This window comes from Corynebacterium sp. LK2537, assembly GCF_040946485.1.
Taxonomy (GTDB): Bacteria; Actinomycetota; Actinomycetes; order Mycobacteriales; family Mycobacteriaceae; genus Corynebacterium.
On the sequence record NZ_JAYWLQ010000001.1, the window covers coordinates 537192 to 548205 of the forward strand.

At 68.4% G+C, this 11014-nt stretch carries 9 protein-coding genes and 1 tRNA gene; 1 reads left to right on the forward strand and 9 read right to left on the reverse strand.

The features are described from left to right. Positions 1-70: 70 nt before the first annotated feature. The 6 genes from VVS03_RS02540 to VVS03_RS02565 form a co-directional block, all read right to left on the reverse strand. On the reverse strand, positions 71-886 hold the full coding sequence (locus tag VVS03_RS02540; RefSeq protein ID WP_368518969.1) for a serine hydrolase domain-containing protein: 816 nt from the start codon (positions 884-886) through the stop codon (positions 71-73). A 35-nt stretch (positions 887-921) separates the two neighbouring features. Beyond that, the gene (locus VVS03_RS02545; RefSeq protein WP_368518968.1) at positions 922-1815 is read right to left on the reverse strand and encodes a lipase family alpha/beta hydrolase; all 894 of its coding nucleotides are present in this window, start codon (positions 1813-1815) and stop codon (positions 922-924) included. 151 nt (positions 1816-1966) lie between these two features. Then, positions 1967-3058, reverse strand: a complete 1092-nt coding sequence (locus VVS03_RS02550) for an alkene reductase (protein WP_368518967.1) — start codon at positions 3056-3058, stop codon at positions 1967-1969. A gap of 28 nt (positions 3059-3086) precedes the next feature. Beyond that, positions 3087-4466: an NAD-dependent succinate-semialdehyde dehydrogenase gene (locus tag VVS03_RS02555; RefSeq protein ID WP_368534571.1), complete on the reverse strand. Its 1380-nt coding sequence runs from the start codon at positions 4464-4466 to the stop codon at positions 3087-3089. 9 nt (positions 4467-4475) lie between these two features. Beyond that, complete coding sequence (locus tag VVS03_RS02560; RefSeq protein WP_368534572.1) at positions 4476-6038, reverse strand: mechanosensitive ion channel domain-containing protein; 1563 nt, start codon at positions 6036-6038, stop codon at positions 4476-4478. Between the two features lie 66 nt (positions 6039-6104). Beyond that, positions 6105-7190, reverse strand: coding sequence for a trimeric intracellular cation channel family protein (locus VVS03_RS02565; protein WP_368534573.1), 1086 nt, complete (start codon positions 7188-7190; stop codon positions 6105-6107). A gap of 110 nt (positions 7191-7300) precedes the next feature. Here VVS03_RS02565 and VVS03_RS02570 point away from each other — a divergent pair. Further along, positions 7301-7374, forward strand: a tRNA-Ile gene (locus VVS03_RS02570). Positions 7375-7553: 179 nt separating this feature from the next. On the opposite strand, the gene VVS03_RS02575 is transcribed toward VVS03_RS02570, so the two are convergent. Genes VVS03_RS02575 through VVS03_RS02585 form a run of 3 tightly spaced genes read right to left on the reverse strand, consistent with a single transcriptional unit; the run spans position 7554 to position 11001 of the window. Next, complete coding sequence (locus tag VVS03_RS02575) at positions 7554-8591, reverse strand: HNH endonuclease signature motif containing protein (protein ID WP_368534574.1); 1038 nt, start codon at positions 8589-8591, stop codon at positions 7554-7556. Positions 8592-8614: 23 nt separating this feature from the next. Next, the gene (locus tag VVS03_RS02580; protein WP_368534575.1) at positions 8615-9565 is read right to left on the reverse strand and encodes a nucleoside hydrolase; all 951 of its coding nucleotides are present in this window, start codon (positions 9563-9565) and stop codon (positions 8615-8617) included. Next, positions 9562-11001 (reverse strand): MFS transporter, encoded by a 1440-nt coding sequence (locus VVS03_RS02585; RefSeq protein ID WP_368534576.1) that lies wholly within the window; start codon positions 10999-11001, stop codon positions 9562-9564. Before VVS03_RS02585 ends, VVS03_RS02580 begins: the two co-directional genes overlap by 4 nt. Between the last annotated feature and the right edge of the window lie 13 nt (positions 11002-11014).

The following is an 11014-nucleotide window of genomic DNA, read 5'->3' on the forward strand; positions in this document are numbered from 1 at the left end:
CGCTTTCCGGCGCGGGGTTCAGGCTCCGGCCTCAGGGCACAGCTTCGCGGCCCCACGGTCCGCCCGGCGTCTAGTTCCGCTGTCCGGTCAGCTCGGCGTAGATCGCCGCGTTGGTCTCGGCCCACAGCGGCTTGGCCCAGTCGCCGAAGTCGCGGTCGGTCAGCGCCACCATAGCGTGTTCTCCCGCCACCCAGAGGTAGGTGCCCGACATCCCGAAGTGCCCGGCGGTCTCCTTCGGCATGTTCGCGCCGGTCCAGTGCGGGTCCTTGGTCCCCCGCAGCTCGAAGCCCAGACCCCACGGGCAGGGCTTGTGCATCCCGTAGCCGGGCACGATGCCGCGCAGCTCCGGAAACTGGACCGTCCGCATCTCCTCCACGGACGACGGGTCCAACAGCTGTGGGGTGAGCACCTCGCGCGCGAAGGCGGCCAGGTCATCGACGGTAGAAACCAGCCCGTGCCCGGCCGAGCCCTCCAGCGCGGTATCGTGCATGCCCAGCGGCTCGAGCACTCCCTCGCGCAGGTAGTCGGCGAAATCCATCTCCGCCGCCGCGCCTACGGTCTCGGCCGCCCACTCGTAGCCGGCTGAGGAATAGATGCGCCGCTCGCCCACCGGCTTCTGCGGCTCGCGGGAGTCAAAGCCCACCCCGGAGGCGTGCGCGAGCAGGTGGCGCAGCGTCGAGCCTTCCGGCCCGGCGGCCTGGTCGAGCTCGACTGCGCCCTCCTCGACGGCGAGCATCACCCCGTAGGCGACGACGAGCTTGGTCACCGACGCCACCGGATACCGCCGGGAAGTATCCCCTACCACATCAACGACCTCGCCGCCGCGCAGCACCTGCGCCGCAACGTTGTCGACGGGCCACTGGTCAAGATGTTCACGCAGACTCATGCCTTCCCAGCGTACCGTCGCCCGGCTGCGGAAGCTTATGCGCTGCAGGCAGCGGCATCGGGCTGCTCGCCGTCGGCGCGCTGCAGGCCCCACAGGATGAGCGCCCGGGCGGATTCGTCGCGCGGCAGCTGCGCGTGCTCCGGCGTCGTACCACAGGTTTCGCCCAGGTCGACGTTGACGACGTCCGCGCCCGCAACGGCCTCCAGCTGCGACGAGCTGTTCGGAGTCACCGTCTTGTCCGCCGGCGAGTAAATCGAGGTGTATTTCACGCCCGCGGTGGAATCCGGCAGGGCGTTGAGCTTTTCGATAAACGGCGAGCCAATCACCTGCTGAATCGCGGCCGTGGAGGCCAGAAAGCGCGCCAGGTTCGGCACCGCGGTGATAATCGGCCCGAGGAAGTCCAGCGCCCCGCCCAGCGTGGTGCCGTGGTAATTGCCGCCGATGGCCACCACCCGCGCCACCGATGCCTCGTCGCCGTAGATCTGCTCATAAGTCTTGGTGTGCATCCCGCCCTGGCTGTGCCCGACGAGGTTGACCTTCTCGGCGCCGGTGGCCTGGCGTACGTAGCGGATCTGCTCGGCGACCTCCCGGCCGGAGGCGTCTAGGTCCCCGATAGCCTTCAGGGACGGGATGGCGTTTTGCAGGGTGACGTCGTCGGCGCCGTAGTCGAAGGCCCACACGCACATGCCGGCGTCCTGCAGCTGCGGGATGAGGCTCTCCCAGTTGCTGGCGTTGTCCGAGGTGCCGTGGAGCAGCACGACGGGCTCGTCCACCTCGCCGGTCGGCTGGCAGGTCGGGTCGTTGATGCCGAAGCTATCGTCCACCGAGGTCTCATACGGCGCTGCCGATGCCCCAGCCGCCTGCCCGGCCCCCGCCGCCAGGGTGGCGGCCATGACGGCAGCCACCACTGCCCCACGCTGTGTGCGCATAATGCGTCCTTTCCCAGAAAATAAGCTGAATAAAAATGCAACTTATCCTATCTCCTGGGAAGCCCGCCGGCAGGCTGGGACAGCGGATCGTGACCGATGTCATGCGCCTGCCATGCGTCAGAGTCAGCCGCGGCGGATCACGCCGCACGCGCTAGTCTGCGAAGGGGTAATCCGTGTACCCGTGGGCGCCGTCGGCGTAGAAGGTGGCCTGCTCCGGGGTGTTGAGCGCCAATCCTTCCTTCCAGCGGCGCACGATGTCCGGGTTGCCGATGATTTCGCGCCCCACCGAGACGGCATCGACGTAGTCGAGCCGCTGCATGGCCTCGGCGTCGGGCAGCTCGGTCAGCTGGGCGAACCCGTTGTTCATCAGCACGCGCGTGCGCCCGTTGCGGCGGGTGCGCCCAGCCAAGTCGGCGACCAGCTCGTCGGCCGGGTCGCCGTGCAGGATGGACACGTAGGCCACCTCGAGCTCGGCCAGCTCGTCGACGAAGCGGCCGTAGACCTCCGCCACGTCCGCGCGATCGTCTTCAATAACGCCCTGCACGTTGTGCTCCGGGGAAATGCGCACGCCGACGCGGTCTGCGCCGATCTCCTCGACGACTGCCCGGGCGACGGCCAGCGGGAAGCGCAACCGGCCCTCCACGCTGCCGCCGAAATCATCCGTGCGCTGGTTGGACGACGGCGCCAGGAACTCGTGCAGCAGGTAGCCGTTGGCGTTGTGGATCTCGATTCCGTCGACGCCGGCATCGACAGCCCGGCGCGCCGCCGCCCGGAAATCGCCCACGATGCGCTCCAGCTCCGCGGCCTCCAGCTCCCGCGGGGTCAGCGCGTCCTGCTTGCCGTCGAAGGTGTGGATCTGGGTGCCGGAGCAAATCGCGGACGGGGCCACCGGATCCGCCCCCTCGGTCAGGTTCGGGTGGCAGACGCGGCCGCCGTGCATGACCTGCATAAACATCACGCCGTCGGCGGCGTGGACGGCCTCGGCGACGTGCTGCCAGCCGGCCTGCTGGGCATCGTTAGTGATGCCGGCCTGGCCGGGGAAGGCGCGCGAGTCCAGCGACGGGAAGACCCCCTCGGTCACGATGAGCCCCAGCGATGCCCGCTGCGCGTGGTACTGCGTGTGCAGCTCGGTCGGCACGCCGCTGCGCCCAGCGCGCTGGCGGGTCATGGCGGCCATCGTGATGCGGTTGGACAGGGTGTGGCGCCCGAGTTCCAGGGGCGCGAAAAGATTCGAAGACTCCATGTGGGAGCAAACTTCGCAACCTTAGAATTTATTCCTTTTCATTCACGTAGAAGGTTTGCTTGTTGACAAACTCGTCCATGGCCAGCGGCGAGAGCTCGCGCCCGTAGCCGGAATTCTTGATCCCGCCGAAGGGCAGCTCCGGGGCCGAGGCCTGCGGGATGTTGACGTGAATCATGCCGGTCTCGATCTGGGAGGCCACGTGCTTGGCGCGCTCCTCGTCCGCGGAGAAGACGGCCCCGCCCAGGCCGTAGCGGGAGTCGTTGGCCAGCGCGATGGCCTCCTCCTCGCTGCCGACGCGGTAGATTTCGGCCACCGGCCCGAAAAACTCGGTGTAGTAGGACTCCGAGCCGACCGGCACGTCCGTGAGCACCGCCGGGGAGTAGTAGGCGCCGACCTCGGCCAGCTCGCCGCCGACGTGCAGCGTGGCGCCGGCCTCCACGGCCTCCTTGACCTGCTGGTCCAGGGTCTCGGCCGCCGCGCGCGAGGACAGCGGGTAGTACTTGCCCTCGGCCCCGTCCAACGGGTCGCCAGGCTCGTACTGCTTCGCGATGCGCACCATCTCCGCCACGAAGTCATCGTAGATGTCGTCCAGGACGATGATGCGCTTGTTCGAGGTGCAGGCCTGGCCGGTGTTCGCCAGGCGCTTGTCCCAGGCCTGGCGGGCGGCGGCCGGGATGTCGGCGGCGTCCAGCACGATGTAGGCGTCGGTGCCGCCCAGCTCCAGCACGCACTTCTTCAGCGCCTTGCCGGCCTGCGCGGCCACGGCCGAGCCGGCGCGCTCCGAGCCGGTCAGGGAGACCCCGCGTACCCGCGGGTCGGCGATGATCGTCGAGACCTGGTCGTGGGTGGCGTAGAGGTTAATGAACGCGCCCTCGGGCAGCCCGGCCTCGGTGAGGATCTGGGCGAACGCCGCCGAGGAGCGCGGGCAGATTTCGGCGTGCTTGAGCAGGATCGTGTTGCCCACCATCAGGTTCGGCGCGGCGAACCGGGCGACCTGGTAGTACGGGAAGTTCCACGGCATGACGCCGAGCAGCGGGCCCACCGGCAGGCGGCGCATGATGGCGGTGCCGCCGCTGTGCGGGATCTTTTCGTCCTGGGCGAACGCGGCGCCGTTGTCGGCGTAGTAGTCCAGGATCTTGGCGGAGTACTTCACCTCGCCGATGCCGGAGCCCAGCTCCTTGCCCATCTCGGTCGCGGCGATTTCGGCGAGCTCCGGCGCGCGCTCGCGCAGCAGGTTCGCGGCGTTCTTGAGGACCTTCGCGCGCTCATCGAAGCTGGTCTGGCGCCAGTGCTGGAAGGAGTCGGTCGAGTCGGTGATCGCCTGCCCGATGGCGGCATCGGTGGCGAACTCGAAGGTCTGCTCGATTTCGTCGGTCTTGGGATTCTGAACGCGGTAGTTCTGTGACATACCCCGAGTCTAGGTATCACCTCGGCCCGTGTCACCCGTCTCGGTGGCCGCCGTGGGCTCTACCGTCTCGGTCTGGGTGGCCGTGGGCTCGGCGGTCTGGGCGGCCGGCGCCTGTCCGCCCTGCCCCGCCTGGCCGGCCGAACCCGCCGAATCCGCCGAGCCCGCCGAGCCCGCCGAGCCCGCTGCGCCCGCCTGCCCTTCCGGCTCGGCCTGCGGCGCGGTGGTCTCGGTCGCAGCGTCGGGCTGCGGCTCGGCATTCTCGGCGGTCGGCTCCGTGGCCTCCGCGGTGCCCGTGCCGGCGTCCGCGTCCTCGGCGGGCGTAGTCTCCGGCGCCGATTCCGTCGTCGTCGGCATCCAGTTCGCCGGCGACAGCCAGCCGGCGCTGGCGTTTTCCGGGTTGCTCGAGGCCAACGCCAAGATGCCGATGACCGCCAGGGCCGCAAAGAGCCCCGTCGTCGAGGTCCTAATCCGCCCGCCCAGGGTCACCAGCTTGCCCCAGCGCGTGGTGGGCTGGTCGTCGCGCCAGATGCTGCCGGTCCCCGCCGGCGCCTCCTCGTCGTCGCCTTGCAGGGCCGCTTGGTCGGCGGCCACGTCCGCGGGGTCTTCCATCGGCGTGGCACCGTCGGGACCGGCCAGGACCACGGTCTCGGCGTCCGCTGCCTCCTGCGCCGGCGCATCGCCAGCCTCCTCGCGGCGGGTAGTCTCCACGGCCGGGCCGGGCAGCTCGCCGGGGGCATCGCCGGCCAGGTGGTAGTGGTCCCAGAAGGCGTTGAGCAGCGCGGAACGGATGCCGCGCTCGACGGCCCACTGCCGGGCCGGGTTGACCCGCACCATGACGCGGTAGTTGACCTGCCAGGGCTGGCCGGCGGCCGTGGGGGCCTCCAGGCCGGTGGCGGGCAGGACCTCGACTTCGTCGACGACATCGGGGGCGATCTGCGGATCCGCAATCGCCTCGCGGGAAATCCGCTCGACCTGCGCGGTGATATCGGCGGGGTTCTCCCCCGTCGAGACCGGCACCGCGAGGTTGACCACCGCACGCGACCAGTCCTGGGAGTAGTTGGTGACCACGCCGGCCGAGCCGTTGGGCACCGTGACGACCTCGCCGGTGGGCGTGCGCACCTTGGTGGTACGCAGCGTCAGGGCCACGACCGTGCCCTCGATGCCCGTCGCCCCGTCGAAGCTGACGTAGTCGCCCACGCCGAACTGCTTCTCGGACAGGATGAAAAAGCCGGACAGGAAATCACCGATGATGGACTGCGCGCCGAAGCCGACGGCGGCAGAGACCACGGTCGCGGGGATGGCCGCGCCCAGCGGCGGCACGCCGATATTCGACAGGGCCGCCACGACCAGCAAGAAGTAGGCCACGACCTCGCCGACGTAGACAAGCGCCCCGACCAGCGCCAGGCGCGCCTTGGTGGCTTCTTCCTCCTGGTCCAGCCGGCTTTCGATGATGCGCACCACGAGCCGGCCAATCCGCGGGATAAGCACCGCGGTTAGCACAATGCCCAACAGGGGCAGGCCGTGATCGACCAGGATTCCCCACAGTTGGAACAGGTAGTATTTCAGGTTCATATCAGCCAAATTAGACCGTCAACCTGAACGTTTAATGCCACCCAACTGCTGGCTGTTTTCAGGTTTTTACTCGCCGCGCTGCTCGTAGCGCTTGACCAGCCGTTCGATGAGCTCGTCGGTCAGGTCGTCGTCGGCCAAGATCCGGTCGAGCATATCGCGGTGGGCGGAGTCATCGCTGTCGTAGGAGTCCCCGGCCAGGTCGACGCCCATGCCGGACAGCAGGCCCTGGTCTTCGGGGCTGTCGTCGACGGGGGCATCGTCGAGCGCGGTGGGGTCGACGGCGGCGAATTCGGAGGTGAATTCCTCCATGAACTCGTCGGCGGCGGTCTCCGCGTCCGTGCGGCGCGCACCCTTGCGCACCTCGGCCTCGATGCGCCGCTTAAGGGCCTTTTCCATCTGCCGATGCCGCCACCGCCGCAGTTTGCCCGGCTCCAGCTTCCGGCCCACGGCCCGGCCCTTGTGCTCGGCCTTCTTAGCCAACGATGCCATCTGCGCCGCCGTATCATTCACCGGCGCCCATTCCTGGTTCGTGGAGACGCGCCAGTTACCCCAGTAGCCCCACAAGGTGAGTACGAAACTGATGATGGGCCCGACCACCATGCCCACGGCCATGAAGCCGAATTGGTGCGCTATGAGGACCGTGACGGCGCAGGCGACCGCGGGGATGACGGTGGGCCGGTTGTCGCCGAAGACGGCCGGGGTGCGCCCGGTGACGGTGTCGCGGATCATGGACCCGCCCGTGGCGGTGAACACGCCCATCATGATGCAGGGCAGGACCGGCAGGCCGTAGGTAATGGCCTTGACCGCGCCGGTGGCCGCCCACAGGGCCGAGACCAGGGCGTCGCCGTGGACTTCGAAAAACTCCCAGGTCTTGCCTTTAAAGTAGACGAAGCGGGCGATGAGCGCGCCGGTAAACGCCAGGATGAGGTACTCCGGCTCGCTCATGGCGGCGACGGTGCCGCGGTTAATCAGCACGTCGCGGATCATGCCGCCGCCCAGCGCCGAGAACAGCGCGATGAAGAAAAAGCCCACGATATCGTAGCCCCGCTGGCGCGCAATCGTGCCGCCGATGATTCCCATCAGCAGCACGCCGCTGACATCGGACCAGCGGTACAGCGCGGTGATTAGGGGGTCTACCTCTTCGACCGTCATACTGCCGATTTTAGAACCACCCCGCACGCGCGGCTGGCACCACACCCCCAGTGTCTCACCCGCTACCGCCGCCCCGCTACACTAGCTACCAGCGCTGCGCGCGGTTGAACGGGGCTATAGCTCAGTCGGTTAGAGCTACGGACTCATAATCCGTTGGTCGCGGGTTCGAGCCCCGCTGGCCCCACTGGTCAAAAGGCGTCTAGCCGCGCTTAGACACGCCGACGGGGCGTTCGTGGGCAATTTTTCCCACGAACGCCTCGTCTTTGTCGTTTTTGCCGTGTTTGTCGTGCTTCAGGTTTGCTGTGCTCCCGGTTCTTGGCTTCGGGCCCGCGCCTTCGGTCCGCGCTATTGAACGCGGGCCTTCTAGGCCCGGGCGGCTGGCACATCGGGCGGGCGCTCCGGCGGCACCCAGACGGTTTTGCCGTGCACTCGGGCTAGGCGCCCGCGCTTTTTCGGGTTGTCCACGCCGTCCTCGTTCGCGCCGTTGTGGTGCGGGCACAAGGTGGCCAGGTTGTCCTGGTTGGTCGGCCCGCCGGAAAACCAGGGCCGGATGTGGTGGACCTGGCATTCGTCGGCGCCGGCCAGGCACTGCGGCCAGGCGCAGACGGGGTGTTCCATCGTCGCCAGGCGCCGCTGCTTCCAGGAGGCCAGGCGGCTGTCCCGGTAGAGGTTGACCGGCCCGGCGACGGGGTCGAAGACGCCGACGTAGCCGGCATCGGCAAGCGCGCGGGTGACCAGTTCGGCGCCGCTGATGACCGCGCCGTTGGTCAGCTGGACGGCGATGTCCTCGCCCGCCCCGCCGGAAACCAGCTCGCCGAAGTCTTCCAGATTGAGCACCACGTTGGTGGTGACGTGGGCGCGCTCGGCGCCGCCCTCCCCGGTGAACAGGGCGCGGGCGTCCTCGACGTCTTTGACGTGGGCTTTGATGTCGGCGACAAGCCCGGCATCGGCGACCAGGCGCATGGCCCACAGGCCCGCGGTGGAGCGGGTATAGACCACGCCCGGCACCGGCTCCGGCTTGGGCGCGGCGGCGCGGACCTTCCGGGCAGCTGCCCGGCGCATGCCGGCGGCGCCCAGCTCGAGGCCGGACAGTTCCTCCATGATGCGCCAGGCGTCGTTTTTGTTTTTCACCCGCCGCAGCACCCCGCAGACCACGTCGAGGACCTGCAGGCCGTGGCCTAGCCGCTCGGCGTTCGCGCGCACGCGGCGCTGGCGGCGGCGATGCTGGACGGTCCCGAACAGCGTCTGGGCCAGGCCGATGACGCGCTCGACCTCGTCCTGATTCTGCGTCATGTCGGCGCGCAGGCTGGCCCAGTCGGCGTGCCAGGCGCCCTCAATGACAGCGATGCCCGGCTGCGCACTGGCAGCCAGGAAGCGCTGCAAACAATCCCCCGATGTCATGGGGCCGACTCTAAATCAGCCCGCTAGTCCTCGCAACCGGAAAGGGCGCCGACGGCGTCGACGACCAGGTCCCAGAAGGCCGCGTGGTCGAGCGTCGTGGCGACCTGGGTGTGGCAATCATCGCCGGCCGGGGCGCGGAAGTCCGTGACCGTCATGCCGGTGGTCAGCGCGCCGCTTAGCTCCACCTGGACGGGCGCCTTGACCGTGCGCACGATGGCCGGGTCGATGAGGTAGGCAATCGTGCACGGGTCGTGGACCGGCGGGTCGTCGAAGCCCTGGTTTTCGCGGTAGGCCTCGCGGAAGAAGCCGAAAAGCCCGACCACGAAGTCGCCCAGCTCGGTGCCCATCGCGCGGAAGCGCTCCTCGACCTCGGCGGTGGCCAACGCCTGGTGGGTCAGATCCAGGCCCACCATGGTCACGGGCCAGGCCTCGCCAAAGACGATGTGCGCGGCCTCCGGGTCGACCTTGATGTTGAACTCCGCCACCGCGGACCAGTTGCCCTGGTGGTAGCCGCCGCCCATGAGGACGACCTCGCGCACGCGCTCAACGATGCGCGGTTCCTTCCGCGCCGCCAGCGCAATATTGGTCAGCGGGCCCGTGGGCACCAGGGTGACCGTGCCGGGCTCGTTCGACATGACGGTATCGATGAGGAAATCCACCGCGTGGCCGTCTTCGACCGCCACGGAAGGCTCCGGCAGCTCGATGCCGCGCACGTCCATGCCCGTCGATCCATGGATGTCCTCGGCGACCTCGACGTCGCGCACCAGCGGACGGCTACAGCCCGGGTAGACGGGCACCTCGGTGTGCCCGGCCAGCTCCAGGACGACCTGCGCGTTGCGGGTGACCTTGTCCAAGGTCTGGTTGCCGCCGACGGTGGTCACGCCCAGCAGGTCGATGCCGGGGTTGCCCAGGGCCAGTAGCAGGGCGACGGCATCGTCGTGCCCGGGATCGCAGTCCAGAATTATCTTGGTCATCTTCTCCTACCAATCTCCTGGTCGTGGTTGGCGGCTGCGACCGTGTCGCCTATGGATTCCGGCTTCGGGATGAGCAAGCTCATGGCCAACGCCGCTGCCAAAATGATACAGCCGGTGACCAGTCCCGCGTGGTAGCCGGAATCGAAGGAGCCGGCCACGCCGAAGAGGATGGCAAAGCTCAGGCCCGCGCCCAGGTTGAAGGCGCCGGCGTTCATGCCGGGCAGGTAGCCCTGGTTGTCCGCCGGGGACAGCACGATGCCCAGCCCGTTGAGCATGATGTTGGCAATGCCCGCGTAGGTAATACCGATAAACAGCGAGACGAACAAAAGCGACAGCTTGCCGGGGTTGCCCACGATAAAGACCGTGACGATGAGGCCGACGACCGTGCCGACCAGGCCGGTCTGCAGCACGAATTTGTAGCCGACCTGCGCGGCCATCCAGCCGGCGATAGGCCCGAAGACCAGGCCGGCCAGCGCGTACGGGGTCAGCGTGTAGAAGGAGACGACGTCCGCGCTCATGCCGGCGCCGACCTCGGCGTCCTGGCCCAGGTTCGGGATGAGCCCGTTCATGACGGCGAAGACGCCGGTCATCGTCAGCAAAGTGGTCGACAGCAGCGCCCAGGTGCGGCGCTGCTTGAGGTAGTCGACGGTGACTAAGGGGTGGCGCACGCGCTTTTCGATGTTCCAGAAGACCACCAGGCAGACCACGCCGACCGCGAGGAGGATAACGACGAGGAGCCAGTTGGCATCGGCAAGCTTGCCGGCCTCGTTGAAGGCGGTGAGCACGCAGCCCAGCGCCACGGCCAGCGGCGCGATGCCCGCCCAGTCCATGGAGATGGTCGCGTCCGCCACGGATTCCTGCGTCCAGCCGCGCACGCCGATAGCGGCCAGTGCGCAGACGACGGCCATCGTCCAGAAGACCGAGCGGAAGCCGAAGTGGTCCGCCAGGAAGCCGCCTGCCAGGGCGTCCACGCCCGCGATGCCGCCGTTAACCGAGGTCAACACGCCCAGCAGCAGGGCGTACTGTTTCTCGTTGGCGACCTGCTGGCGCAGCATGATCAGCGTCAGCGGCACCGTCGGGCCCGCCACGCCCTGGATAACACGGCCCAGCAGCAGGATGGTCACGTTCGGCGCCAGCGCGGCGACCAGGCAGCCCAGGCCGGTGACGGTCATCATGCCCACCAGGACCTTGCGACGGCCGATGAGGTCGCCCCACCGCGGCAGGAAGAGCGAGAACAGCGCCGCGGCGGTGAAAAACGCCGTCTGCGTCATGCCGATGTGGGAGGTCGTCGCCCCCAGCTCGGCTTCCATGGTGGCCAACGCGGGCGAGAGCATGGAGGCGTTGAGCTGGAAGGCGAAGACCGCCGCCAGCAACGCGACCATGAGCGGGACCACCTGTTTGAGGGCAAGCGGCCGGGGTTCGGCAGTAGCGTGCATGTCTACTCTTTCT